The organism is Teichococcus coralli, assembly GCF_009829925.1.
Taxonomy (GTDB): Bacteria; Pseudomonadota; Alphaproteobacteria; order Acetobacterales; family Acetobacteraceae; genus Pseudoroseomonas; species Pseudoroseomonas coralli.
The window spans coordinates 223170-248691 of record NZ_SNVJ01000003.1; the positions used below are offsets into that span (position 1 = coordinate 223170).

General features: G+C 73.0%; 18 protein-coding genes and 1 other RNA gene. 16 read left to right on the forward strand and 3 right to left on the reverse strand.

Annotation, left to right across the window (positions count from 1 at the left end; translation table 11 throughout):
* Positions 1-17: 17 nt before the first annotated feature.
* Both E0493_RS04985 and E0493_RS04990 read left to right on the forward strand, forming a co-directional pair.
* Complete coding sequence (locus tag E0493_RS04985) at positions 18-1430, forward strand: class II fumarate hydratase (RefSeq protein WP_160935818.1); 1413 nt, start codon at positions 18-20, stop codon at positions 1428-1430.
* Complete coding sequence (locus E0493_RS04990) at positions 1427-1660, forward strand: ribbon-helix-helix domain-containing protein (protein WP_160935819.1); 234 nt, start codon at positions 1427-1429, stop codon at positions 1658-1660. The genes E0493_RS04985 and E0493_RS04990 overlap by 4 nt, the downstream gene beginning before the upstream one ends.
* 141 nt (positions 1661-1801) lie before the next feature.
* Here E0493_RS04990 and E0493_RS04995 read toward each other — a convergent pair whose 3' ends face one another.
* Genes E0493_RS04995 through E0493_RS05005 form a run of 3 tightly spaced genes read right to left on the reverse strand, consistent with a single transcriptional unit; the run spans position 1802 to position 9732 of the window.
* Positions 1802-3118, reverse strand: coding sequence for a PQQ-dependent sugar dehydrogenase (locus E0493_RS04995; RefSeq protein WP_160935820.1), 1317 nt, complete (start codon positions 3116-3118; stop codon positions 1802-1804).
* A 51-nt stretch (positions 3119-3169) separates the two neighbouring features.
* The gene (locus tag E0493_RS05000; RefSeq protein ID WP_160935821.1) at positions 3170-6103 is read right to left on the reverse strand and encodes an AsmA family protein; all 2934 of its coding nucleotides are present in this window, start codon (positions 6101-6103) and stop codon (positions 3170-3172) included.
* Complete coding sequence (locus E0493_RS05005; protein ID WP_160935822.1) at positions 6103-9732, reverse strand: hydantoinase B/oxoprolinase family protein; 3630 nt, start codon at positions 9730-9732, stop codon at positions 6103-6105. The genes E0493_RS05000 and E0493_RS05005 overlap by 1 nt, the downstream gene beginning before the upstream one ends.
* A gap of 192 nt (positions 9733-9924) precedes the next feature.
* Here E0493_RS05005 and E0493_RS05010 point away from each other — a divergent pair, with 192 nt between their 5' ends.
* The 14 genes from E0493_RS05010 (at position 9925) to murC (ending at position 25521) form a co-directional block, all read left to right on the forward strand.
* Positions 9925-10677: a TerB family tellurite resistance protein gene (locus E0493_RS05010; protein WP_160935823.1), complete on the forward strand. Its 753-nt coding sequence runs from the start codon at positions 9925-9927 to the stop codon at positions 10675-10677.
* The gene (locus E0493_RS05015; RefSeq protein WP_160935824.1) at positions 10677-11420 is read left to right on the forward strand and encodes an N-acetylmuramoyl-L-alanine amidase; all 744 of its coding nucleotides are present in this window, start codon (positions 10677-10679) and stop codon (positions 11418-11420) included. Before E0493_RS05010 ends, E0493_RS05015 begins: the two co-directional genes overlap by 1 nt.
* Before the next feature lie 60 nt (positions 11421-11480).
* An RNA gene (gene rnpB / locus E0493_RS05020) (RNase P RNA component class A) lies at positions 11481-11894 on the forward strand.
* Between the two features lie 291 nt (positions 11895-12185).
* Positions 12186-12668: a division/cell wall cluster transcriptional repressor MraZ gene (mraZ, locus tag E0493_RS05025; protein ID WP_160935825.1), complete on the forward strand. Its 483-nt coding sequence runs from the start codon at positions 12186-12188 to the stop codon at positions 12666-12668.
* Positions 12665-13600: a 16S rRNA (cytosine(1402)-N(4))-methyltransferase RsmH gene (gene rsmH / locus E0493_RS05030; RefSeq protein WP_160935826.1), complete on the forward strand. Its 936-nt coding sequence runs from the start codon at positions 12665-12667 to the stop codon at positions 13598-13600. Before mraZ ends, rsmH begins: the two co-directional genes overlap by 4 nt.
* Entirely contained in the window at positions 13600-14421 is an 822-nt protein-coding gene (ftsL, locus tag E0493_RS05035) for a cell division protein FtsL (protein ID WP_160935827.1), read from the forward strand. Before rsmH ends, ftsL begins: the two co-directional genes overlap by 1 nt.
* A 5-nt stretch (positions 14422-14426) precedes the next feature.
* On the forward strand, positions 14427-16487 hold the full coding sequence (locus tag E0493_RS05040; RefSeq protein ID WP_160935828.1) for a peptidoglycan D,D-transpeptidase FtsI family protein: 2061 nt from the start codon (positions 14427-14429) through the stop codon (positions 16485-16487).
* Complete coding sequence (locus E0493_RS05045; protein ID WP_160935829.1) at positions 16477-17958, forward strand: UDP-N-acetylmuramoyl-L-alanyl-D-glutamate--2,6-diaminopimelate ligase; 1482 nt, start codon at positions 16477-16479, stop codon at positions 17956-17958. The genes E0493_RS05040 and E0493_RS05045 overlap by 11 nt, the downstream gene beginning before the upstream one ends.
* The gene (locus E0493_RS05050) at positions 17955-19376 is read left to right on the forward strand and encodes a UDP-N-acetylmuramoyl-tripeptide--D-alanyl-D-alanine ligase (protein ID WP_160935830.1); all 1422 of its coding nucleotides are present in this window, start codon (positions 17955-17957) and stop codon (positions 19374-19376) included. The genes E0493_RS05045 and E0493_RS05050 overlap by 4 nt, the downstream gene beginning before the upstream one ends.
* Positions 19373-20461, forward strand: a complete 1089-nt coding sequence (gene mraY, locus E0493_RS05055; RefSeq protein WP_160935831.1) for a phospho-N-acetylmuramoyl-pentapeptide-transferase — start codon at positions 19373-19375, stop codon at positions 20459-20461. The genes E0493_RS05050 and mraY overlap by 4 nt, the downstream gene beginning before the upstream one ends.
* Positions 20461-21855 (forward strand): UDP-N-acetylmuramoyl-L-alanine--D-glutamate ligase, encoded by a 1395-nt coding sequence (gene murD, locus E0493_RS05060; protein WP_160935832.1) that lies wholly within the window; start codon positions 20461-20463, stop codon positions 21853-21855. The genes mraY and murD overlap by 1 nt, the downstream gene beginning before the upstream one ends.
* On the forward strand, positions 21852-22976 hold the full coding sequence (locus E0493_RS05065; RefSeq protein ID WP_456316341.1) for an FtsW/RodA/SpoVE family cell cycle protein: 1125 nt from the start codon (positions 21852-21854) through the stop codon (positions 22974-22976). Before murD ends, E0493_RS05065 begins: the two co-directional genes overlap by 4 nt.
* Positions 22973-24085 (forward strand): undecaprenyldiphospho-muramoylpentapeptide beta-N-acetylglucosaminyltransferase, encoded by a 1113-nt coding sequence (murG, locus tag E0493_RS05070; RefSeq protein WP_160935834.1) that lies wholly within the window; start codon positions 22973-22975, stop codon positions 24083-24085. Before E0493_RS05065 ends, murG begins: the two co-directional genes overlap by 4 nt.
* Positions 24085-25521, forward strand: coding sequence for a UDP-N-acetylmuramate--L-alanine ligase (gene murC, locus E0493_RS05075; protein ID WP_160935835.1), 1437 nt, complete (start codon positions 24085-24087; stop codon positions 25519-25521). Before murG ends, murC begins: the two co-directional genes overlap by 1 nt.
* Position 25522 lies beyond the last annotated feature (1 nt).

Consider the following 25522-nt stretch of genomic DNA (forward strand, 5'->3'; position numbering starts at 1 on the left):
CAGGCAGGAGCCCGGACATGGCCGATACCCGCACCGAAACCGACAGCCTCGGCACCATCGAGATCGAGGCCGGGCGCTACTGGGGGCCGCAGACCGAGCGCGCCCGGCGCCTTTTCCGCATCGGCTCGGAACACTTCCCGCGCGGCCTGATCCGTGCCGTGGGCCTGCAGAAGCAGGCCGCCGCCGAGGCCAACAGGCAGCTCGGCGAGCTGCCGGCCGAGCTGGCCGACCCGATCGTCGCCGCCGCCGCCGAGATCGCCGAGGGCCGGCGCGACGCCGACTTCCCGCTGCCGGTCTGGCAGACCGGCTCCGGCACCCAGACCAACATGAACGCCAACGAGGTCATCTCGAACCGCGCCAACGAGATGCTCGGCCAGCCGCTCGGCAGCCGCAAGCCGGTGCACCCGAACGACCACGTCAACCGTGGTCAGTCCTCCAACGACAGCTTCCCCACCATGATGCACATCGCCGCCGCCGAGGCGGTGACGCAGCGCCTCGTGCCCGCCCTCGGCGTGCTGCGGCAGGCGCTGGAGCGGCGGGCGCAGGAATGGGGCGACATCGTCAAGGTCGGCCGCACCCACCTGATGGACGCGGTGCCGGTGACGCTGGGCCAGGAATTCGCCGCCTGGGCCGCGCAGGTGGCGCATGGCCAGGACCGGCTGCGCGGCGCCCTGCCGCGGTTGCTGCTGCTGCCGCAGGGCGGCACCGCCGTCGGCACCGGGCTCAACCGCCACAAGGACTTCGATGTTGCGTTTTGCGAACGAATCCGCGGACTGACCGGGCTCGACTTCCAGCCCAATCCGAACAAGTTCGAGGGCATGGGGGCGGAGGACGCCTTTGTTGAACTTTCCGGTGTGCTGAACACACTGGCTGTTTCGCTCAACAAGATCGCAAACGACATCCGGCTGCTCGGCAGCGGCCCGCGTAGCGGGTTCTCGGAATTGTTCATTCCCGCCGACGGGCTTTCCTCCTCCATCATGCCGGGCAAGACCAACCCCACGCAGTCGGAGGCCATGACAATGGTGGCGGCGCAGGTCATGGGGAACCACACCACGATCACCGTCGCGGGCGCCCAGGGGCACCTGGAGCTGAACGTCTTCAAGCCGGTGATCATCAATGCCGCGCTGCAGTCGGCGACGCTGCTCGCCGACGTGGCGGAGAGCTTTGCCCACAACATGGTAGACAAGCTGGAGCCCAACCGGGCGCGCATCGCCGAGAACCTGGCCAAGTCGCTGATGCTGGTGACGGTGCTGAACCCGCGCATCGGCTACGACAAGGCCGTGCAGATCGGCAAGAAGGCGCTGGCCGAGAACCTGACGCTGCGCGAGGCGGCCGACCAGCTCGGCTTCGTGAAGCCCGAGGACTTCGACACCTGGGTCAAGCCGGAGGAGATGGTGAGCCCCGGCGCAACGCTGGCAGGCGCGGGATGACCGGGCCCCACCTGCTGAAGCGCTCCTTCACCCTGGCCGGGCACCGCACCAGCGTGGCGCTGGAGACGGAGTTCTGGTCGGCGCTGGAGGAACTGGCGGCGGCGCGGGGCCTCACGCTGTCGGCGCTGGTTCAGCAGGTGGACGCCGCCCGCGCGGAGCCGGACCGGCCGCTCGCCAGCGCATTGCGGGTGCATGCGCTGGTGGCCAGCCGGGACGGGCAGCAGGAGTGAGCGCCCTCGGCGCCTGCCGCCCGGAAAAGGTCCCGATAGGGGAGGGCCCGATCTGGCGGGATCACCTGCCCTGGTGACGATGCTCCTTAAACCAAAGAGCTGGAGCATTTGACGTCAGCCCAGGCGAACGGGAACCGCTCCCTAGCGCCCCGCGCTCACCCGCCAGACATGGCCGCCGACATCGTCGGCCACCAGCAGGCCGCCGCGCCCGTCCAGCGTCACGCCCACGGGCCGGCCCTGCGCGTTTCCTTCCCCATCCAGGAAGCCGGTCAGCACGTCCACCGGCGGCCCGCTCGGCGTCCCGCCCTCGAAGGGCACGTAGATCACCTTGTAGCCGCTGGGCGGCCGGCGGTTCCAGGAACCGTGCTGGCCAATGAAGGCGCCCTGCGCAAAGGGGGGCGGCATCGCCCCCTCGCCCGCGCCGGACCAGGCGAGGCCCAGCGAGGCGGTGTGCGGCCCCAGGGCATAGTCCGGCACGATGGCGCGCGACACCAGGTCGGGACGCTGCGGGTCCGGCCGGGGGTCGAGGTGCTGGCCGTAATAGCTGTAGGGCCAGCCGTAGAAGCCGCCATCCCGCACGCTGGTCATGTAGTCCGGCACCAGGTCGCTGCCGAGCATGTCCCGCTCGTTCACCGCGGTCCAGAGCGCGCCGGTTTCCGGCACCCACATCATGCCGTTCGGGTTGCGCAGGCCGGTGGCGAAGAGGCGCTTGGCGCCGCTCGCCCGGTCGATCTCCCAGATCGCGGCGCGGCCCTCTTCGGCCTCCATGCCGTTCTCGCCGACGTTGCTGTTGGAGCCAACCGTGGCGTAGAGGCGCGCGCCGTCCGGGCTGGCGATCAGGCTCTTGGTCCAGTGGTGGTTGAGGAGGCCGGCCGGCAGGCCGGTGACCTTGCTGCCCTGCCCGGCGATGCGTGCCTGTCCGGCCTGATAGGGGAAGCGCAGCACCGCATCGGTGTCGGCGACGTAGAGGTCGTTCCCCACCAGCGCCATGCCGAAGGGGGAGTTCAGCCCCTCCAGGAAGATGCTGCGCTGGTCCGCCACGCCGTCTCCGTCGGTGTCGCGCAGCAGGGTGATGCGGTTGGCACTCGGTGTCCTGGAACCGGCCTTGCGCATCAGCAGGCCCATGATCCAGCCCCTGACGCCCTTGCCGTCCTCCGGCTTCGGCGGCGCGTCGCTTTCCGCCACCAGCACGTCCCCGTTCGGCAGCACATGCAGCCAGCGCGGGTGTTGCAGGCCGCCGGCGAAGTCCTGAACCCGAAGCCCCTGCGCGGCGATGGGCATGGCGCCCTCGGGCCAGCCCTGGGCGGGAGCCACGTTGACGGTGGGAATCCAGCTCTGCCGCGGCGGGGGCAGCTGCGGGTTCGGGCCGGTGCCGGCGGAAACCGGCAGGCGGGCCTCCTCCCCGCAGGCGACGAGGCCAAGCAGCGCCAGGAGAAGAAACGGGTGGGCGAGGCGCATCCGGCAAGGCCTCCTGCAAGGGTGTGACCTCTGGCTAACGCCCCGGCGGCGCTAGCGTTCCGCCCGCCAGCGCAACCAATCGGCCATTTCAGGGACCAGCCTCGGCCTGGCCGCCGAGCCCGTCATGCGCAGGCCGAATTCCGGCGCCTCGCCATCCCGCAGCACGAGCCGCAGGTCCATGCCGCCACGGGCCAGGTCGAACTCGCCGCCCAGGCGGGCATCGGGCGCCTCGGGCAGGGCCAGCCGGCCTTCCTCCAGCACCACATGGCCGGACTGGAAGCGCAGCCGCGCCTGAAGCGCCCCAAAGGCGGTGGCGCCGCCGAGCAGCGCCTGCCGGAGGCTGCTTTCCGCCTCGCTCAGGGAAGCCTGCTCGGACACCGCCAGGGCGGCGCGCAGGTCCGTGCCCTCCAGGACACCGTTGCGCACCGCCACCTGGGCCTGGCCGCCCAGCGTGGCCATCAGCGCCGCCGGGCTGTGGCCCGCGGCACGCAGGCTCGCCTCCGCCTCCACCTGGCCGCTTTTCAGATCCACCGGCAGGCCCGGCAGCGGCTCCGCAAGGGCGACCCCCGCCAGCCGCCCCTGCGCCTCGAACACCGGCGGCGTGGCGCCAGCCTCCACCCTCAGCCCGGCATCCAGCTGCCCGCCGGCGAACAGCCCTTTCAGGTCGTTCAGCTCCAGCACACCATCCCGCAGCCGCAGCGCCGCGGTCGCAGCCTCCAGCGGCGGCAGGCCGAGCGGCTCGACGCGCTGCGCCCGCACCGGCAGCTCCGCGTCGAAGCGGGAGAGCGGCGCCAGGGGAAAGGGATCGCGCGCGTTCCAGTCGAAGCCGGGCAGCGGCAGCCGCTCGGCGGCGAGGCGGCCGGAAAGGCGGGGGCGCGCACCCTCCAGGTTGAGGTCGAGCAGGCCGCCCAGCCGCAGCCCGGCGGCCACGAGGTCGAAGCTCTCCGCATGCACGGCCTCCGGACTGGCCGTCAGGTTGCCGACCAGCGAAAAGGAACCCTCCCCCAGCCATGGCGGAGCGGCGAGCCCGGCCAGCTCGCCCAGCAGGCGCGGCGCGCCGGGGTGGCGCAGCGTCAGCCCGCCGGCGTAGCGGCGGCCCGGCAGGTCCAGCATGCCGCTGGCCTCGGCGCGAAGGTCGCCCAGCTCAAGGCTGCCGCGCAGCGCCAGCGCGCCCAGCGGACCGCTGCCGGAGAGGCGAAGCGCCAGCGCCGCCTCCCCGATCGGTACCTGGTCGGGCCAGTCGCCCGGCACCAGCGCGAGGAGTTGCGCGGCGCCGGGCGCGTTGACCTCCAGCGCCAGGTCGGAGAGCTGCAGCGCCGGGCCAAGCTGCGCCACGCCGGAAAGCGCCACGTCGCCACCCGCCAGCCGGCCGGAAAGGCGGCGCGCGGTCAGGCGGCCATTCTCCAGCGAGGCGTCGGCGGAAAGGCCCTGGATGCTCAGGTCGTGCCACTGGGCCCGCTCGGCGGAAAGCCGGAGGTTGGCGTCCATGCCGGCCAGCCAGGCCTGCGCGGCCGGCCACTCCAGCCCGGGGCGAAGCCAGCCGTCCAGCGGCAGCCGCTCGAAGGTAAGGCCCACACCCAGCGCCGGGCGGCTGCCGAAGCGCAGCACCCCGGCGCCGGAGACGCGCCCGCCGTCCAGCGTGGCGGTGAACTCGGGAATTGCCGCCTGGGTCTCGTCGAGCACCAGCCGGAAGCGGCCCTCGCCCTCGCGCAGGCGGTCCGGCCGCGTGCCTTCCAGCGGCAGGCCGAGCGCCAGCAGGGTGCCGCGCAGCATGGTGCCCTGGAAGCGCACCCTCGCCTCCAGCCGCTCGCCGCTGCCGGCGGCCGCGCCTTGCCCTGCCGCAGGCGGGCGGCTGGTGGTGGCGCCGGAAAGCTCGATCTCGGTGTCGCCGGGCAAAACGGCGCCGACATCGGTCAGGGTCAGGCGATCGCCCGCCAGAAGGGCGGCGCCGCGCAGGCGGCGCAGCGTCAGGCCACGGAAACCCGCCGCCTCGGCGGAAAGATCAAGGCCGAAGGGCAGCGGCAAGGGCCCGGCGCGCCGCAGCGCGGCGATCCAGGGGTCCAGTTCCACCCGGCTGGTGGCCAGCGCCAGGTCCAGCCGCGGCGCCGGCGCCACGCGCAGCGTCGCGGCGCCACGCGCCGGCGTGCCGGCGACGTCGAGCACAAGGTCCTCGGCCGTGAGCAGCTCGGCGGTGACGCTGAGGCGGCCACGCAGGCGGAAGCTGCCGGAGGGGGCGGGCAGCAGGGCCGCGAGGTCGCTGCCGCCGCCCTGCAGGCTGCCCTCGAAGCCGCCTTCGGGCAGCAGCACGCCGCTTGCCGAAAGCGACGCCTTGCCGCCCGAGAGTGTCAGGGTGAGCGGCGCCGCCCCGTCGCCGCCAGGGCGGCCGAGGGCGATCTCGAAGGCCACTTCGGTCTGCCGCCACCGGAAGCGGCCGGTGATCTGGACGGCGTCGGTCGCGGCGCCGGCGGCAAGGGTGGCGGTGACCCGCTCCAGCCCCAGCTGGCCGATCATCACGCGGGAATCCTGGATGCGGCCCTGCAAGCCGGTCAGCCAGGGTGGCGGACGGAAGGACTGGCCGGGCACCGGCGGCCAGGGCAGGCGGATCTCGGCGCCCACCAGCGTCACCTCGCGCGGCTCCAGCCGCAGCCGCAGCAGCGCCAGCCAGTCCAGCCGCAGCCGCAGCGCGCGCGCCTCCACCGAAATGGAGGAATCGGGGCCGCCGATGGTCACGCCCCCCGCTTCCAGCATCGGCTGCGGCAGCAGCGCCAGCTTGACCGGACCGGTCAGCGTCACCGGCTGGCCGAGCCGGCCGGCGGCCAGGATGGCCAGCCGGTCGCGGTGCTCGTTCCAGTCGGTCAAGCGCGGCACGAACCACAGCGCCACCGCCAGCAGCACCGGCAGCAGCACCAGCCCGGCAATCGTCAGGCGGCGGCCGAGGGGCCGGCCGAGGAGGCGGCCGAAGGAGCGGGAGGCGCGCTGCCGCATCAGCCGGCCGCGCGGCCCCAGCCGCCGCCGCCGGGGGTCTCCAGGCCGAGCACCTCGCCGGCCGCAAGCTCCGCGCGGTCGCGGCCGCCGAGCGGCTGGAGCGCGCCATCGAGCCGCTCCACCCATTGCCGGCCCGGCGCGCCGTCGGCGCCGCCATGCAGCCCGTGCGGCGGCACGTCGCGGCGGGAGGCGACGATGATCGCCGTCATCGGCCGGAGGAAGCGGATGCGGCGCCGCGCGCCGTCGCCGCCGCGCCATTCCCCGGCCCCGCCGGAACCGCGGCGGATGGCGAACTCCTCCAGCCGCACGGGATAGCGCAGCTCCAGGATCTCCGGGTCGGTCATGCGGGTGTTGGTCATGTGGGTCTGCACCGCGGAGGCGCCGTGGAAGCCAGGCCCCGCGCCTATGCCGCCGCAGACCGTCTCGTAGTACTGGTACCGGTCGTCGCCGAAGAGCAGGTTGTTCATCGTCGCCTGGGCGCCGGCGCAGGCGTCGAGCGCCGCCAGCAGGGCGTTGGCGGTGGCCTGCGAGACCTCGGTGTTGCCCGCCACCACCGCCGCCCCCCCGCCCGGCCCACCGGGGCGCGGCGAGAGGAAGGAGCCCTCCGGCACGACGATGTCGAGCGGCACCAGGCAGCCGTCGTTGAGCGGGATGTCCTCCCCCACCAGGCAGCGGAAGCAGTAGAGCACCACGGCGCGCGTCACCGCCGCGGGGGCGTTGAAGTTGCCGGGGCGCTGCGGACCGGTGCCGGTGAAGTCGATGGTGGCGCGGCGGCCGGCGCGGTCCACCCGCACGGCGACGTGCAGCGGCGCGCCGTCATCCATGGTGTAGGCGAAGCTGCCATCCTGCAGGCGGTCGAGCACGCCGCGCACCGCCGCCTCGGCATTGTCCATCACATGGCGCATGTAGGCGCGCACGGTGGGCAGCCCGAACTGGCCGATGGCGCGGCGCAGCTCCTGCACGCCGGTCTCGTTGGCGGCCACCTGCGCCTTGATGTCGGCGAGGTTCACGTCCGGACTTCGCGCCGGGTATTTCGCCCCAGTCAGCAGGGCACGGAACTCCGCCTCGCGGAACTGCCCGCCATCCACCAGCAGGAAGTCGTCGATGACCACGCCCTCCTCCTCCAGGGTGGCGGAATCCGGCGGGGTGGAGCCGGGCGTCAGGCCGCCGACATCCGCATGGTGCCCCCGGCTACCGAGGAAGAACAGGATTTCCGTGCCGGATTCGTCGAACACCGGCGTGATGACGGTGATGTCCGGCAGGTGGGTGCCGCCGTTGTAGGGGTTGTTCAGCGCCACCACGTCGCCCGGCTTCAGCGTCGCGCCGCGGCTGGCGATCACGGTGCGCACGCTCTGCCCCATGGCGCCGAGATGCACGGGCACGTGCGGCGCATTGGCCACGAGCCGCCCCTCGGCGTCGAAGATGGCGCAGGAGAAGTCCAGCCGCTCCTTGATGTTCACGCTGAGCGAGGTGTTCTGCAGCACCGTGCCGGTCTGCTCGGCGATGCTCATGAAGAGGCTGTTGAACAGCTCCAGCAGCACCGGGTCGGGCCGCTCGGAGGCACCCTCCCCCACCCGGGCCGCGGCGCGCGGCGCGGTGCGGTGCAGGATCATGTGGTTGAGCGGGGTCACCTCGGCGGTCCAGCCGGGCTCGACCACGGTGGTCGCGGTGCTCTCGCGAACCAGGGCGGGGCCGGGAATGCGGTCGCCGGCACGCAGCGCCTCCCGGTCGAAGACCGGCGCGGCATGCTCCGCACCCTCGGTGAAGAGCGGCACGGTGGCCAGCGGGGCCAGCGCCTCGCCGGCGGCGCGCGGCGGAAGCCGCGGCTCGTCCACCGCCTCGCCGGGCGCGATGCATTCGACCACGCAGGCCTCCACCAGCACCGGCCGCTCCGGCGTCGCGAAGCCGAAGCGGCGGCGATGCGCCTCGGTGAAGCCGGCCAGCACCGCCTCATAGGCGCCGAAGGGCACGGGCAGGAAGGTGTCCGTGCCGGCATAGCGCAGGTGCAGGCGCGGCTCGGCGCGCAGGCGCTCGGGGTCGGCACCCTGCTGCTCCAGCGCGGCGCGGCCCTCGGTCTCCAGGCCCGCCACGCGGGCGGAGAGGTCGGTCATGCCGTCCGCCGAGAGGGGTGCCTCGACGGCGGTCTCGCGGATCACGCTCTGGTCGGCGAGGCCCATGCCATAGGCCGAGAGCACGCCGGCGAAGGGGTGGATGAAGACGGTGTCCATGCCCAGCGCGTCGGCCACCCGGCAGGCATGCTGGCCGCCGGCGCCGCCGAAGCATTGCAGGGCGTGGCGGGCGGGGTCGTGCCCCTTCTGGATCGAGACCTGCTTGATCGCCTGCGCCATGTTGGCCACCGCGATGCGCAGGAAGCCCTCGGCCACGGCGCGCGGGTCCTGCTCCGGCTGGCCGGTGGCGGCGGCGATCTCGCGCGCCAGGGCGGTGAACCGCTCCCGCACCACGGCGGCGTCCAGCGGCTGGTCGGCATCGGGGCCGAAGATCGGCGGGAAATGCGCGGGCTGGATCTTGCCGACCATGACGTTGGCGTCGGTCACGGTGAGCGGGCCGCCGCGCCGGTAGCAGGCCGGCCCGGGCACCGCGCCGGCGCTTTCCGGGCCGACGCGGAAGCGGGCGCCGTCGAAGGCCAGGATGGAGCCGCCGCCCGCCGCCACGGTGTTGATGGCCATCATCGGCGCGCGCATCCGCACGCCGGCCACCGCGGTCTCGAAGGCGCGCTCGAACTGGCCTGCATAGAGGGCGACGTCGGTGCTGGTGCCGCCCATGTCGAAGCCGATGATGCGGTCGTAACCGGCCATTCCCGCGGTGCGGGCGGCGCCGACGATGCCGCCGGCGGGGCCGGAAAGGATGGCGTCCTTGCCCTGGAACTGTTCCGCCAGCGTCAGCCCTCCGGAGGACTGCATAAAATAGAGTGTCACACCTGGCAGTTGTGTCGCCACCTGCTCCACATAGCGGCGCAGGATCGGGGAGAGGTAGGCGTCCACCACCGTGGTGTCGCCGCGCGGCACGATGCGCGGCAGCGGAGATGCCTCGTGGCTCAGGCTGACCTGGGTGAAGCCGGCCTCGCGGGCCAGGGCGCCGAGCCGCTGCTCGTGCTCCGGCGCCACCCAGGCATGCATCAGCACGATCGCCACCGCGCGGATGCCGGCGTCATAGCCCTCCCGCAGCGCGGCGCGGGCGGCCGCCTCGTCCAGCGGCTCGATCTCGCGCCCGTCGGGCGCCAGCCGGCCGCCGATCTCGGCCACCCGCTCATGCAGCAGCTCGGGCAGGCGGATGTCGAGGTCGAAGAGGCGCGGCCGCGCCTGGTTGCCGATGCGCAGCGCGTCGGCGAAGCCGCGGTTGACCAGCAGCAGCACCCGCTCGCCCTTGCGCTCCAGCAGGGCGTTGGTGGCGACGGTGGTGCCCATCTTCACCGCGGCGATCGTGCCCGGCGGGATCGCCGCCCCGGCCGCCAGGCCCAGGCAGGCGCGGATGCCGGCCACCGCCGCGTCCTGGTAGCGGCCGGGGTTCTCGGAAAGCAGCTTGCGGGTGGAGAGCCGCCCCGCCGGATCGCGCGCCACGATGTCGGTGAAGGTGCCGCCCCGATCGATCCAGAACTGCCAGCCGCCCATGGCGCCATCTCCCAGAATCCGGCCTCCCGTGTGGCGCCCGGGCGCGCGGGGCGCAAGAGGACAGACGCCGCCGGATGCCCCAGGGACGCCCCGGGATGCCCCAGGCATGCCCCAGGGATGCCATGGCAGCGCGCCGCGCGGCGTGGTAGGGGTGGACGGAAGCAGGTGCGCAGCAGCGGAGGCGATCGGAACTTGAGTTTCTGGGGGAAGATCCTCGGCGGCGTCACCGGCTTCGCGATGGGCGGGCCCTTCGGCGCGGTGGTGGGCGCCGCGCTCGGCCACGCCGCCGACGAGGGAACCAACCGCCCGCCGGAGCTGGATAGCCGGCCCGAGGCCCTCGCGCGCATCACCAACCGCGACCAGCTCTTCTCGATCGGCGTCATCGTGCTCTCGGCGAAGCTCGCCAAGACCGACGGCGCGGTGAAGCGGGAGGAGATCAACGCCTTCAAGCGCGCCTTCCGCATCCCCCTCGAGAACCAGCGCGAGGTCGGCCTGCTGTTCGACAAGGCGCGCGAGGACGCCTCCGGCTACGAGGCCTTCGCCAACCGGATGGGCGAGGTCTTCGCCGACAACCGGGCGATGCTGGAGGAGGTGATGACGGCGCTGCACCACATCGCCCGCGCCGACGGCCCGCTGACGCGCAGCGAGGCCACCTTCCTGGCCAGAGTGCGCCGCAGCTTCAAGCTGGACGAGCCCGGCGGGCCGCAGTCCCGCGTGCCGCCACTGAGCATGCCGCGCGAGCCCGACCCCTACACGGTGCTCGGCATCGCCGCCTCGGCGACGGACGAGGAGGTGCGGCTGGCCTGGCGCCGGCTGATCCGCGAACACCATCCGGACGGGCTGGCGGCGCGGGGCGTGCCGCCCGAGCAGCTTCGCCGCGCCTCCGCCCGCATGGCCGAGATCAACGCCGCCTGGGACCGCGTCAAGCGGGAGCGCGACCTCTGATGTGGAGCGGAAGCCGCCTCGCCATCCGCGAGCGGCCGAGCCCGAACCAGGACGACCGCCCCGCGGGCACGCCGATCGACACGCTGGTGCTGCACTACACCGGCATGCCGACGGCCAAGGCCGCGCTTGACCGTCTCTGCGACCCCGCGCCGCCCGCGCCGCTGCCGCGCGTTTCCTGCCACTACCTCGTGGAGGAGGATGGGCTGGTCTGGCGGCTGGTGCCCGAATCGCGCCGCGCCTGGCATGCCGGCGCCTCGTTCTGGCGCGGCAACAGCACGCTCAACGGGCGCAGCATCGGCATCGAGGTGGTGAACCCCGGCCACGAATGGGGCTACCACCCCTTCCCCGCCCTGCAGATGGCGGCGGTGGCGGAGCTTTGCCTGGAGATCCTGGCGCTCCACCCGATTCCTGCGCGCAATGTGGTGGCGCACAGCGACATCGCGCCGGACCGCAAGCAGGACCCTGGCGAACTGTTCGACTGGGAGGGGCTGGCGGCGAACGGAATCGGGCTCTGGCCGGCCGGCGTGCCGGGCGAGGATGCCAGCCTGCCGCCCGACGGCGCGGCGCGGGCCGCCGCGCTGCTGGCGCGGATCGGCTACCCCGTGGACGCGGCGCGGCCGGCGGCGGCGCTCACCGCCTTCCAGCGGCACTGGCGCCAGGAACGCGTGAACGGCCAGGCCGATGCCGGCACGCTCGCGCGTCTGGAGGCTGTGGCCCGCCTGGGCGAATCAACCCCTGACTGAATTATCCTGCCGCGGCACCGATTGACTCCAGCCCTTGCCGGCGACAGTTATGCCCCCGCGTCAGGTGGCCGGGCGGCCGCTGGTCATGGGCAGGCCCCATGGCTGGAGGAAAGTCCGGGCTCCACGGGAATACGGTGCCGGCCAACGGCCGGCGGGGGCGACCCCAGGGAAAGTGCCACAGAAATCAAACCGCCGGGCCGGTTCGCCGCCCCGGCAAGGGTGAAACGGTGCGGTAAGAGCGCACCGCGCCCCCGGCGACGGGGGCGGCATGGTAAACCCCACCGGGAGCAAGGCCGAATAGGGGTGGCCGGCGGGGATTCCGCGAGGAATCCGTCCGCGGGGGGCTTTCCCGCCCCGTCACCCGGGTTGGCCGCGTGAGGCATGCCGCAAGGCATGTCCCAGAGGAATGGTCGCCGCACGCCGCCGGTTCGCCGGAGGCGTGGACAGAACCCGGCTTACAGGCCACCTGACGCCTTTCGGCAACACCGCGTCACAATTCCTACAGTCATACGACGGAAGTGCGACAGCACGCCGTAGAGCCATGTTTTTTCTGTTTTTAACCAGGACTTCGGCTGGGGTTTTGCCCTTGCTGCCCTGACTCTACCCATGGTATCCCATGTTATCCCATGAACGATCCGGAGCTCGGGGGGGCGAGGGATCGAAAATCAGGGGATGGTCGGGTGAGCCGGCGAGGTCGGGGGGCCTCGCCGGCCGCTTTCCGGCCCTCGATTGGACTTCCCGCCGCAGGGGGACAAGGCGGCATCGATGGCCCGGTTCATGGGGACCCATACCAATCGGCTGGACCGCAAGGGGCGGGTTTCCGTCCCTGCGCTGTTTCGTGCCGAGTTGGCCCGGCTGGGATCCGACGAGATCGTGCTCCGTCCCTCGCATCAGCATGCCTGCATCGAGGCTTGGCCGATGCCGGCGTTTGACGCAATGGCCAGCAAGCTGGATCGACTCGACGTGTTCTCCGCCGAACAGGACGACCTGGCCACCGCGATCTTTGCCGATGCCTATCCGATTCGCCCGGACGGCGAAGGCCGCATCATGCTTCCCGAGGACCTGGTCGCGCATGCCGGGCTGACCGAGATGGTCGCCTTTGTCGGGCTGGGCGCGAAGTTCACGCTGTGGGATCCGGCGGCCGCGAAGCGCCGCGCCGAGGAAGCCCGCGGCGGCACCCGCGACCGTGCCCTCACCCTGCCGGGCGGCGCGCCCGCGGGCCGGCCGCCGGCGGGGGAATCGGCATGAGCAGCCATATCCCCGTGATGCTGAAGGAAGTGCTCGGCAACCTCGCCCCGCGCGAGGGCGGCAGCTATCTCGACGGCACCTTCGGCGGCGGCGGCTATGCGCGCGCCATCCTTTCCGCCGCGCGCTGCACCCTCTACGCCATCGACCGCGACCCGGACGCCATTGCCCGCGGCGCCGCCCTGGCGGCCGACTGCCCGGGCCGGCTGGTGCTGGTCGAGGGCCGATTCGGCGACATGCTGGAACTGCTCGCCGAGCGCGGCGTCGAGCAGCTCGACGGCGTGGTGCTGGACCTCGGCGTCTCCTCCTTCCAGCTCGACCAGGCCGAGCGCGGCTTCTCCTTCCGCGCCGACGGGCCGCTCGACATGCGGATGGAGAAGCAGGGCCGCTCCGCCGCCGAGCTGGTGAACCGCCTGCCGGAGGCCGAGCTCGCGACGATCCTTTGGGAGCTGGGCGAGGAGCGGCATTCGCGCCGCATCGCCCGCGCGATCGTCGCCGCCCGCCAGGAAGCGCCGATCGAGACCACCGGGCGCCTGGTGCAGATCATCCATTCCGTGATGCCGCGCGATCCGTCCGGCATCGACAGCGCCACCCGCTCCTTCCAGGCGCTGCGGCTCGCCGTGAACGACGAGCTGGGCGAGGTCGAGCGCGGGCTGGCCGCGGCGGCGAAGCTGCTCGCCCCCGGCGGGCGGCTGGTCGTGGTCGCCTTCCATTCGCTGGAGGACCGCATCGTGAAGCGCTTCATGCAGCAGGCGGCGGGCCGCGCGCCCGGTGCCTCGCGCCATGCGCCGGCGGCCATCCTGGCACCGCGCGCCGCGCCGGAGTTCCGGCTGCTGACCACCAACGCCCTGCGTCCGGGGGAGGCCGAGACGGCCACCAACCCCCGTGCCCGATCGGCCCGCCTGCGGGCGCTTGAGAAACTGGAGACGGCCTGATGTTCCGCCCCCTGACCGTGGTTGCGATCACCGCCTTCAGCCTGGTGGGCTGGCACGTCTACCGCGCCGAGGAGGCCGCCACGCAGCTCGACCGCGAGCTGCGCGACGTCACCCGGCGCATCGAGGCGGCGCGCGAGCGCACCCAGGTGCTGAAGGCCGAGTGGGCCATGCTGAACGAGCCCGAGCGGCTGCGGCAGATGGCGCAGAAGCACCTGCCGCTCGACACCATGACGCCGAGCCAGTTCCTGCGCCTGACGGACCTGGAGCGGCGGCTGCCCGCGCCGCTCACCTTCGCCGGGCCGGTGGACCTGTTCGGCCCCGCGCAGGAAACCGCCCTCGCCGCCGCCGAGCCGGCCGCGTCCGAGCCGTCGGTCGCACCCATGAAGACCGCCGCCGCCGCAGTGCCCGCCCCGGCCGCCCATGCGGCGCCCCCGTTCGTGGCGAAGCACCTGGCCGCGGCCGAGCCGGCGCCCCGCCCCACCCCGCGTCCCCTGGCCGAGCCGGCGCCGCGCCGCGCCGAGCCTGTGGCGGTTGTGGCACGCCGCATCGAGCCTGTGGCCCCGCACCGGCCGCTTCCGGCACCGCGTGAGGCGATCCCCGTTTCCGCGCCTGCCCGCCTGGGCATCGCGGAGGTCCGGCCGGTGGCCCGTCCCGAGCCGAGCCTGCTGCGCGCCTCCGCCCAGCTGCCGATGGGCCGCGCCATGGCCGCGCCGGCGCCGGTCGGCTCGGCGCTCGGCAGCTTCGCCGGTGGTGGCAGCCTGCCGCCGCCGGTGCCGATGGCCGCCCCCGTTCCCGTCGCCCCCGGCACCTGGAGCCGCTGAGCGTCATGATGCACCTCCCCCCGCCCTCCCCCGATTCACCGCCGCTGCGCCACCCTGTCGCGGCGCAGGCGGAGGATGCGGAACTGCCGTCGCCGCCGGCGCCGGGCGTGGTGGTGCGCGTCACCCAGCCGGACCTGCAGCGGCGGCAGCAGCTTGAGCGCAGCCGCGGGCGCCTGGTGCTGGCGGCGCTGGGCTTCGGCGCGCTGTTCATCGCCGTGGCGATGAAGGCCACCTGGTCCACGGTGCTCGCGCCGGCCGAGCCGAAGCGGCTGAACGCCGCCGTGCGCGCCATGCAGCCGCCGAGCGAGCAGGTGGCCACCCGCGCCGCCATCACCGACCGCAACGGCGAGATCCTGGCGATCAACCTGCCGGTCAACGCGCTGGTGGCCAATCCGCGCGTCATCCAGAACCCTGTCGAGGTGGCGGACAAGCTGCGCACGGTGCTGCCGCAGCTCGACCGCGAGAAGCTGATCGAGCGCCTTTCCGGCGACCGCGGCTTCGCCTACATCGTCCGCGCGCTGACCCCGCGCGAGCAGCAAGGCATCATCAACCTCGGCATCGCCGGCCTGGACTTCGAGGAAAGCGAGCGCCGCTACCACCCGCAGGGCCGCGCCGCGGTGCACGTGCTCGGCAACGTGGACGTGGACGGCAAGGGCGTTTCCGGCGTCGAGCGCTTCTTTGACAGCCGCCTGCGCGAGGAGCCCACCAAGCCGGTGAAGCTCTCGCTCGACGTGCGCGTGCAGCTCGCGCTGCGCGACGCCGTCAGCCAGGCAATCAGCGACTTCAACGGCATCGGCGGCGCGGGCATCGTGCTCGACATCAACACCGCGGAAGTGCTGGGCATGGTCAGCCTGCCGGACTACGACGCCAGCGACATCACCGATGCCTCGCCGGACCAGCGCTTCAACCGCGCCACCGTCGGCGTCTACGAGCCGGGCTCGACCTTCAAGCTGCTGACGGCGGCGGCGGCGCTCGAATATGGCACCGCGAACGTCAACAGCTCGATGTTCGACGCCTCGAAGCCGATCCGCTACGGGCGCTTCACGATCAGCGACTACAAGGGCAAGAACCGCTGGATCACCTTCCCCGAGGTGCTGGCCTATTCGTCCAACCTCGGCGCCGCCCACATGGCGGAGACCTTCGGCCCGCAACGGCAGCGCGAGTTCCTGAAGAACGCCGGGATGCTGGCGCGCAAGAAGATCGAGCTGCCCGAGACCGCCGCGCCGCTGGCGCCGCCGGCGGCGCACTGGCGCGACATCAACATGTTCACCGTCGCCTTCGGGCATGGCATCAGCGTCACGCCGCTGCACGTCATCTCCGGCATCTCGGCGGTGGCCAACGGCGGCATCCTGCGCGAGCCGACGCTGGTGGCGCAGCCGCCGGGCGTGCCGCGGCCGGGCAACCGCGTCGTCAGCGAGCAGACCAGCGCCACCATCCGCAAGCTGATGCGCCTGGTCGTCACCGACGGCTCGGGCAAGAACGCCGACGTGCCGGGCTATTTCGTCGGTGGCAAGACCGGCACGGCGCAGAAGACCGGCCCGCATGGCGGCTATCTGATGAACAAGCGCATCGCCGCCTTTGTCGGCGCCTTCCCGATCCAGTCGCCGCGCTACGCCGTCTACGTGATGATCGACGAACCCTCGCCCAACGCCAAGAGCCATGGCTACGCCACCGCCGGCTGGGTGGCGGCGCCCGCGGCCTATACGGTGATCTCGCGCATCGCGCCGGTGCTCGGGCTGGTGCCGGAGGACCCGAACGACCCGGCGATCGTCTCCGCCACCTCGATCCCGCTGCAGCCGGGCCGGGCGGTGCGGCCGAGCCAGGCGACCGCCGCCTCCACGCCGCCTGGCGGGCGCCCCGCCGCGCCGCAGCCGCCGCGCGCGGCGGCCCAGCAGGTGCTGCGGCCGCCGCAGCCGATGGCGCCGCCGGCCGCGCGCGCCGTGCCGATGCCGAACCTGCCTTCGCGCCCGGGCACCCCGCCGCCGCCGGTGCCGCTGCGCATGACCATGGCCGAGCCGCAGGGAAGCGGGCCGCAGGCCCCGCAGGGGATCCGCCTTGCGCCTTGAGGACCTCCTTGGCCGGGTTCCCGGCCTCCGGGCGGCGGGCGAGATCCTGCCTTCGATGGAGGTCACGGGGCTGACGGCGGACAGCCGGGCGGTGCGGCCCGGCTTCCTGTTCGCCGCCCTGCCAGGGGCACGGGTGGACGGCCGCGCCTTCATCGCCCAGGCGGTCGAGCGCGGAGCCATGGCCGTGCTGGCGCCGGAGGGCACCGCCTGGCCCGCCGGCGCGGCGCGCCGCCCGCTGCTGACCGGCGACGACCCGCGACGCGCGCTGGCGCTGCTGGCCGCCGCCTTCCATGCGCCGCAGCCGGACAGCGTGGTCGCCGTCACCGGCACCAATGGCAAGACCAGCACGGTGGACTTCCTGCGCCAGCTCTGGAGCCTCGCCGGGAGGCGCGCCGCCTCGCTCGGCACGCTCGGCCTGCGGGCCGAAGGGTTTCCGCCCACCCCTTCGCTCACCACGCCCGACCCGGTGGCGCTGCATGCGACGCTGGCGGAGCTGGCGGAGAGGAGCATCGGCCATGTGGCGCTGGAGGCTTCCTCGCACGGGCTGGAGCAGCGGCGGCTCGACGGGCTCCGCCTCGCCGCCGCCGGCTTCTCCAACCTGACGCGCGACCACCTGGACTACCACGGCAGCATGGAGGCCTACGCCGCGGCGAAGCTGCGGCTGTTCGACACGCTGCTGGAGCCCGGCGCCGCCGCCGTGGCCAATGCCGACATGGCGCCCGAGGTGCTGGGCGCGTTGCGCGGCATCGCCGCCCGCCGCCGTCTCGAACTGCACACCGTCGGCCTCGGGGGCGAGGCGATCCGGCTGCTGCGCCACACGCCCCGCCCCGATGGCCAGGTGCTGGAGATCGAGGCCTTCGGCCGGCGGGCGGAGATCAACCTCGCGCTGCCCGGCCGCTTCCAGGCCGACAACGTGCTGCTGGCGGCCGGGCTCGCGGTCGCGAGCGGGCTTTCCGTCGGGGCGGTGCTGCAGAACCTGCCGCGCCTGACCGGCGTGCGCGGACGGATGGAGCTCGCGGCGCGCTTGGCGAACGGCGCCGCCGTCTATGTCGATTACGCCCACACGCCTGATGCGCTGGAGCGCCTGCTGACGGCCCTGCGCCCGCACACCACCCATCGCCTGCATGTGGTGTTCGGCGCCGGCGGCGACCGCGATCCCGGCAAGCGGCCGCTGATGGGCGAGGTCGCCGCGCGCCTCGCCGACCACGCCATCCTCACCGATGACAACCCGCGCACCGAGGATCCCGCCGCCATCCGCGCCGCCGTGCGCGCCGGGATGGGAGGCGCCGCCGAAAGCCAGGAGATCGGCGACCGCGCGGCCGCCATCACGGCCGGCCTGGCGGCGCTCGGCGCGGGCGACGTGCTGGTGGTGGCCGGCAAGGGACACGAGGCGGGCCAGACCATCGGCACGGTGACGCACCCCTTCGACGACGCCGACACGGTGCGCCGGCTGGCGGGAGCGGTGGCATGACCGCGCCGGCCGGAACTGCCCCTCTCTGGACCGCCCCCCTCTGGACCGCCGCCGAGCTGCGCGCCGCCACCGGGGGCGACTGCCCTGATGGCGTCACCGTCACCTCCGTCGGCATCGACAGCCGCAACGTCGCGCCGGGCGAGTTGTTCGTCGCGCTGCGCGATGTCCGGGACGGCCACGACTTCGTCGCGGACGCGCTGGCGCGCGGCGCCGCCTGCGCCATGGTGGACCACGACGTGCCGGGCGCGGCGGCCGGGGCGCCGCTGCTGCGCGTCGGCCACACGCTTTCCGGCCTGGCCGCGCTGGGCGCCGCCGGGCGGGCGCGCAGCCATGCGCGGATCTGCGCCATCACCGGCAGCGTCGGCAAGACGACGACCAAGGAGATGCTGCGCCAGGGGCTGGCCGCGCTCGGCCCGACCCATGCCGCCGCGGCCAGCTACAACAACCACTGGGGCCTGCCGCTGACGCTGGCGCGCATGCCGCGCGACATGGCCTATGGCGTGCTCGAGATCGGCATGAACCATCGGGGCGAGATCGCGCCGCTGGCGCGCCTCGCGCGGCCGCATGTCGCCGCCATCACCACGGTGGAGGCGGCGCATATCGGCCATCTCGGCTCGATCGAGGAGATCGCGCAGGAGAAGGCCGACATCATGCTCGGCCTGGAACCGGGCAGCACGGTCGTGCTGCCGCGCGACAACGCCACGTTCCCGCAGCTCGCCGCGCGCGCCGCGGCGGCCGGCATGCGCGTGCTGGGCTTTGGCGCCGAGGCAACAGCCGAGGCTCAACTGCTCGCCTACGACGGCGGTGCCGAGGACGGCCGCGCGGAGATCGCCTTCGAGGGCCGGCGCCATGTGTTGCGCCTCGCCGCGCCAGGCCGGCACCTCGCCATGAACGCCACCGCAGCCCTGGCCATCGCCGCCGCGCTCGGCGCCGACCCGGCGGCCTTCATTGCCGCGCTGGACGGCTTCCGCCCGGGCGCGGGGCGCGGCGGGCGCAGCACCCTCGCGGTGCCGGGCGGCAGCGTGCTGCTGATCGACGACAGCTACAACGGCCAGCCGCCGGCCATGCGCGCGGGCCTCGGAGTGCTGGCGGCGCAGCGGGGAACGCGGCGGATCGCCGTGCTCGGCGACATGCGCGAGCTTGGCGAATACGGTCCCGCTTTGCACGCGGGGCTGCTCCCCGATGTGCTGGCGGCTGCCGACCTCGTCTTTTGCTGCGGTCCGCTGATGCGCGCTCTATACGACGCGCTCCCGGAGAACCGGCGGGGCGCGCATCGGGAAAGCAGTGACGAGCTGGCCCCGCTGGTGCGCGAGGCCGTGCACCCGGGCGACGTCATTTTCATCAAGGGTTCGCTCGGTAGCCGCATGTCCGTTGTGGTCCACGCCCTGAAAGCCGCGCGCGAAGGGGCGCCGTCATGATCTTCAACTTCCTCGCCCCCCTTGCGGACGAGTTCATCCTCTTCAACCTGTTTCGCTACGTCACCTTCCGGGCGGGCGCCGCCTGCATGACGGCGCTGTTCATCAGCCTGTTCCTCGGCCCGGCGGTGATCGGCTGGCTCAGGAGCTTCCAGAATGGCGGGCAGCCCATCCGCACCGATGGGCCGCAGAGCCATCTGCTGACCAAGAAGGGCACGCCCACCATGGGCGGCGTGCTGATCCTGCTGGGCCTGCTCGCCTCCACCCTGCTCTGGGCGGACCTGCGCAACGGCCTGCTCTGGGCGGTGCTGCTGGTGACGGTGGGCTACGGCCTGCTCGGCTTCTGGGACGACTGGCTGAAGGTCACCAAGCGCAACACCAAGGGGGTCTCCGGCAAGGCAAAGCTGGTGGCGCAGGCCGGCTTCGGGCTGGCCGCGGCCGTCTGGATCACCGCGCTGATGCCGGGCGAGATCGCCAACAAGCTGGCCTTCCCCTTCTTCAAGGAGGCGATGCTCAACTTCGGCCTGCTGTTTCCGCTGGTCGGCATGCTGGTGATGATGGGCGCCTCCAACGCGGTGAACCTGACCGACGGGCTGGACGGCCTCGCCACCGTGCCGGTGCTGCTGGCGGCGGCGGTCTTCTCGCTGATCGCCTATCTCGTCGGCAACCGCGTCTTCGCCGACTACCTGCAGCTCAACGGCGTGCCGGGCAGCTCGGAGCTGGCGGTGTTCCTCGCCGCGCTGATCGGGGCCGGGCTGGGGTTCCTCTGGTACAACGCGCCGCCGGCCAAGGTGTTCATGGGCGACACCGGCAGCCTCGCGCTGGGCGGCGCGCTGGGCGCGGTGGCGGTGGCCACCAAGCATGAGATCGTGCTGGCCATCGTCGGCGGCCTCTTCGTGGTCGAGACGGTGAGCGTGATGATCCAGGTCTTCTGGTACAAGCGCACCGGCCGGCGCGTCTTCCTGATGGCGCCGCTGCACCACCACTTCGAGAAGAAGGGCTGGGCCGAGCCGACCATCGTGATCCGCTTCTGGATCATCGCGATGATCCTCGCGCTGGTCGGTCTCTCCACGCTGAAGATCCGCTGATGCAGACCGCCACCGCCCCCTCCGCCGAGACGAGCTTCCTGCCCTTCGCCGGGCAGCGCATCGCCGTGGTCGGGTTGGGGCGGGCGGGGCTGCCGGCGGCGCGGCGGCTGCGCGACTGGGGCGCGGAAATCCTTTGCTGGGACGACCAGGCGGCCAGCCGCGCCGCGGCCGGGGCGGCCGGGTTGCCGGTGGGCGATCCCACCGCCCTGCCCGGCTTCCGCTTCGACGCGCTGCTGCTCTCGCCGGGCATTCCGCACATCCTGCCGCGGGCGCATCCGGCGGCGCTGCGCGCGCGCGAGGCCGGCGTGCCCGTGCTGTGCGACGCCGAACTGCTGTTCCGCGCCGTGCGCGCGGCGGGCAGCCGGGCGCGCTTCGTCGGCATCACCGGCACCAACGGCAAGTCCACCACCACGGCGCTGGTGCACCACCTGCTGCGGGGCGCCGGGCGTGTCGCGGAGGTGGGCGGCAATCTCGGCCCGGCCGCGCTCGGCCTGCCGCTGCTCGCCGACGACGGCACCTACGTGCTGGAGATGTCGAGCTACATGCTGGAGCGCACCGACCGGCTGCATTTCGACGTGGCGGCGGTGCTGAACCTTTCGCCCGACCATCTCGACCGGCATGGCGGCATGGCCGGCTATGCGGCCGCCAAGGCGCGCATCTTCGCGCACCAGGCGGCGACGGATACCGCGGTGATCGGCATGGACGACGCCACCGGAGCGCAGTTCGCCGCCGGGTTGGCCGCGCGCGTGGTGCCGGTTTCGGGCGCCACGCCGCAGCCAGGCGGCATCTGGGCGGAAGGGCGGCGGCTGCGCGACGCGCAGGGCGTCATCGCCGACCTGAACGAGGCTTCCGCCCTGCCCGGCAGCCACAATGCCCAGAACGCCGCCGCCGCGACGGCCATCGGGTTCGCACTCGGCCTGCCGCGCGACGCGGTCGCCGCCGGGCTGCGCAGCTTTCCCGGCCTGCCGCACCGGCAGGAGCGCGTCGGCACGCGCGCCGGCGTCACCTTCGTCAACGACAGCAAGGCGACCAACGCGGACAGCACCGCGCGCGCGCTGGCGAGCTACAACCGGGTGGTGTGGATCGGCGGCGGCGTGCCGAAGGCCGGCGGAATCGACGGCCTCGCGCCGTTTTTCGGCCGCATCGCGCATGCCGTGCTGATCGGACAATGCGCCGGTGATTTTGCGTCAACATTGTCCGCGCATGACGTTGCGAACGAAGTTGCGGTGACGCTGGGCGCCGCAGTCCCCGCCGCCCAGGCCGCCGCACGGCGTCTCGGCGTGCCGGTGGTGCTGCTCTCGCCCGCCTGCGCCAGCTTCGACCAGTTCACCGGCTTCGATGCGCGCGGCGATGCCTTCCGCGCCCTCGTGGCCGAGCTTCCGGAGACCGAGTGATGGCTCTCTCGCGCGCCGATACGTCCGTCCTGGGCCGCTGGTGGTGGACCGTGGACCGCTGGACGCTGGCGGCCCTGCTGGCGCTGATCGGCTTCGGCTATGTCATGCTGCTGGCGGCCAGCCCGGGCGTGGCGGAGCGCATCGGCGCCAGCTCGCGCGACCTTTTCATCCTGAAGCAGGTGTTCTTCCTGGCCATCGCCACCGGCGTGATGGTGGCCATCTCGGTGCTGCCGGTGAAGCAGGTTCGCCGGCTGGCGCTGCTCGGCTTCTTCGTTTCGCTGCTGATGACCGCCGCGACGCTCTCGATGGGCGTGGAGATCAAGGGCGCGCGGCGCTGGCTGCATCTGGCCGGCGTGACCATCCAGCCCTCCGAGTTCATGAAGCCCTGTTTCGCCGTGGTGGCGGCCTGGCTGCTGGCCGAGGCGCGCTCGCTGGGCTGGCGCGCCACCGGCGCGGCGATCTTCCTCTTTGCCCTGGTGGCGGGCGCGCTGGTCAAGCAGCCGGACATGGGCATGCTGATCGTCATGGCCTCGGTGTTCTGCGCGCAGCTCTTCGTGGTCGGCATCAACCTGATGCTGGTGGCCGGCTGCGGCGTGGCGGGCGTGCTGGGCGGCATCGGCGCTTATTTCACGCTGCCGCACTTCCAGTCGCGCATCGACCGCTTCCTCGACCCCTCGGCCGGCGACAACTACCAGGTGACCATCGCCATGGAGGCCTTCGGCCATGGCGGGATGCTCGGCGTCGGGCCTGGCGAGGGGCGGCTGAAGGCGCTGCTCCCCGATGCGCATGCCGACTTCGTCTATGCCGTGGCGGGCGAGGAGTTCGGGCTGGCGCTCTGCCTGCTGATCCTGACGGTGTTCGGCTTCATCGTGCTGCGCGGCCTGCTGCGGCTGCTCGGGGAGAAGGACATGTTCATCATCCTGGCCTCCACCGGGCTGCTGACGCAATTCGGGCTGCAGGCCTTCATCAACATGGCCTCCGCCCTGCACCTGATCCCGACCAAGGGCATGACGCTGCCCTTCATCTCCTATGGCGGTTCCTCCGTGGTCGCGGTGGCGCTCGGCATGGGCATGCTGCTGGCGCTCACCCGGCGCCGGCTGGCCCGGACGGGCGAGGCATGACGGCGCCGATCATCATCGCCGCCGGCGGCACCGGCGGGCATTTCTTCCCGGCCGAGGCCCTGGCCGCGGAACTGGCGCGGCGCGGCGAACGCGTCGCGCTGATGACCGATGCGCGCAGCGCCGATTACAGCAGCCCCGCCTTCGCCCATGCCGAGCGCTTCGTGCTGAAGGGCGCGGGGCTCGCCGGGCGCGGGCTGAGGCGCGCCGCCGCCGGCGCCATGGCGCTGGCCGCCGGCACGCTGCAGGCGCGCAAGCTGCTGCAGCGGCTGCGCCCCAAGGCGGTGGTGGGCTTCGGCGGCTATCCCTCGGTGCCGCCGCTGCTGGCGGCGCGCAGCATGGCGCAGCGCCCGGCGCTGGTGCTGCACGAGCAGAACGCGGTGCTCGGCCGCGCCAACCGGCTGCTGGCGCGCGGCGCCGACGTGCTGGCGCTCTCCTTCGCAGCGACCACGCGCGTGCCCGCGGGCACGGACAGCGCCGTGGTGGGCAATCCCGTGCGGCCGGCGCTGGCGGCGCTGACGGGGCACGGCTTCGTTCCGCCGCAGGGCCCGATGCGGCTGCTGGTGCTGGGCGGAAGCCTCGGTGCGCGAATCTTCTCCGAGGTCGTGCCGGCCGCGGTGGCGCTGCTGCCGACGCCGCTGCGCAGCCGCCTCTCGGTGGTGCAGCAATGCCGCGCCGAGGACCTGCCCCGCGTGCGCGCCGCCTATGAGGAGCTGGGCGTTCCTGCCGAGCTGGCGCCCTTCTTCGGCGACGTGGCCGGGCTCTACGACACCGCGCATCTCGTGGTCTCGCGCGCCGGCGCCTCGACCATCGCCGAGCTGGCCTGCGCCGGGCGAGGCGCCGTGCTGGTGCCCCTGCCGCATGCGATCGATGACCACCAGAGCGCCAATGCCCGCGCGCTCGCCGAAGCTGGCGGCGCGGTGGTGATGCCGCAGCTGCGCTTCACGCCGCAGTCCCTCGCCACCGAGTTGCGGCGGATGCTCGAAGCTCCGGAGGTGCTGGCCAGCGCCGCCGCGGCCGCCGCCGCGCTGGCGGCGCCGGACGCCGCCGCCCGCCTCGCCGACCTCGTCCTTTCCCGCGCCGAAGCGCGCCGACTTCAGGAAGCCTCGTAATGCGCGCCCTGCCGCTGAGCATCGGACCTATCCACTTCGTCGGCATTGGCGGCATCGGCATGTCCGGCATCGCCGAGGTGCTGCACAACCTGGGCTACCAGGTGCAGGGCAGCGACATCGCCGAAGGCTACAATGTCGAGCGCCTGCGCGCCGCCGGCATCGCCGTCACGGTCGGGCACGACGCGGCCAACCTGGGCAGCGCGCAGGTGGTCGTGACCTCGACGGCGGTGCGGCGCGACAACCCCGAGGTGGTCGCGGCCCGCGCGCGGCTGATCCCGGTGGTGCGGCGCGCCGAGATGCTGGCCGAGCTGATGCGGCTGAAATGGGGCATCGCCATCGGCGGCACGCATGGCAAGACCACCACCACCTCGCTGGTCGCAACGGTGCTGGAGGCGGCCAAGCTCGACCCCACCGTGATCAACGGCGGCATCATCAACGCCTATGGCACCAACACCCGCCTTGGCGCGGGCGACTGGATGGTGGTGGAGGCGGACGAGAGCGATGGCTCCTTCCTGCGCCTGCCCGCCGTCGCCGCCATCGTCACCAACATGGACCCGGAGCACCTGGACCACTGGGGCACCGAGGAGGCGATGAAGCAGGGCTATGCCCAGTTCGTCGGCAACATCCCCTTCTACGGCTTCGCGGTGCTCTGCGCCGACCATCCCAACGTGCAGGCGATGATCCCGAACATCGACCGGCGCCTGATCACCTACGGCTTCTCGCCGCAGGCCGACGTGCGCGCCGAGCGGCTGATCACCGACCGCATGGGCGCCACCTTCGAGGTGACGGTGCAGGACCGCCTGACCGGCCGCAGCCGCAGCCTGAAGCCGATGCGCCTGCCGATGCTCGGCCAGCACAACGTGCAGAACGCGCTGGCCGCGATCGCCGTCGGCATCGAGATGGACATCGACGAGGGGACGATCCGCTCGGCGCTGGCCGGATTCAAGGGCGTGAAGCGGCGCTTCACCCGGGTGGGCGAGGCCAACGGCATCCAGGTGATCGACGACTATGGCCATCATCCCGTGGAGATTGCCGCCGTGCTGAAGGCCGCGCGGCAGGCCGGCGCGCGCGACGTCATCGCCGTGGTGCAGCCGCACCGCTACAGCCGCCTGCAGGCGCTGTTCAACGAGTTCTGCCAGTGCATGAACGACGCCGGCACGGTGATCGTGGCCGACGTCTACGCGGCGGGCGAGCAGAAGATCGACGGCTTCGACCGGGACGCGCTGGTGGACGGGCTGCGCTCGCACGGCCACCGCAGCGTGGTGCCGCTGCCCGGCCCGGACAGCCTGCCGGAGATGATCAACGCCATCGCCAAGCCGGGCGACTACGTGGTCTGCCTCGGCGCCGGCAACATCACGACCTGGGCGCATGCGCTGCCGGAGAAGCTGGCGGTGCTGCAGCCGCGCGGGCCGCGCCTGGCCGGGGGGGCACGGTGAG

Bases quoted from the DNA above. Each gene is read 5' to 3' on its own strand.
- E0493_RS04985 (WP_160935818.1), top strand. From the start codon at position 18: ATGGCCGATACCCGCACCGAAACCGACAGCCTCGGCACCATCGAGATC.
- E0493_RS04990 (WP_160935819.1), top strand. From the start codon at position 1,427: ATGACCGGGCCCCACCTGCTGAAGCGCTCCTTCACCCTGGCCGGGCAC.
- E0493_RS04995 (WP_160935820.1), bottom strand. From the start codon at position 3,118: ATGCGCCTCGCCCACCCGTTTCTTCTCCTGGCGCTGCTTGGCCTCGTC.
- E0493_RS05000 (WP_160935821.1), bottom strand. From the start codon at position 6,103: ATGCGGCAGCGCGCCTCCCGCTCCTTCGGCCGCCTCCTCGGCCGGCCC.
- E0493_RS05005 (WP_160935822.1), bottom strand. From the start codon at position 9,732: ATGGGCGGCTGGCAGTTCTGGATCGATCGGGGCGGCACCTTCACCGAC.
- E0493_RS05015 (WP_160935824.1), top strand. From the start codon at position 10,677: ATGTGGAGCGGAAGCCGCCTCGCCATCCGCGAGCGGCCGAGCCCGAAC.
- mraZ (WP_160935825.1), top strand. From the start codon at position 12,186: ATGGCCCGGTTCATGGGGACCCATACCAATCGGCTGGACCGCAAGGGG.
- rsmH (WP_160935826.1), top strand. From the start codon at position 12,665: ATGAGCAGCCATATCCCCGTGATGCTGAAGGAAGTGCTCGGCAACCTC.
- ftsL (WP_160935827.1), top strand. From the start codon at position 13,600: ATGTTCCGCCCCCTGACCGTGGTTGCGATCACCGCCTTCAGCCTGGTG.
- E0493_RS05040 (WP_160935828.1), top strand. From the start codon at position 14,427: ATGATGCACCTCCCCCCGCCCTCCCCCGATTCACCGCCGCTGCGCCAC.
- E0493_RS05050 (WP_160935830.1), top strand. From the start codon at position 17,955: ATGACCGCGCCGGCCGGAACTGCCCCTCTCTGGACCGCCCCCCTCTGG.
- mraY (WP_160935831.1), top strand. From the start codon at position 19,373: ATGATCTTCAACTTCCTCGCCCCCCTTGCGGACGAGTTCATCCTCTTC.
- murD (WP_160935832.1), top strand. From the start codon at position 20,461: ATGCAGACCGCCACCGCCCCCTCCGCCGAGACGAGCTTCCTGCCCTTC.
- murG (WP_160935834.1), top strand. From the start codon at position 22,973: ATGACGGCGCCGATCATCATCGCCGCCGGCGGCACCGGCGGGCATTTC.
- murC (WP_160935835.1), top strand. From the start codon at position 24,085: ATGCGCGCCCTGCCGCTGAGCATCGGACCTATCCACTTCGTCGGCATT.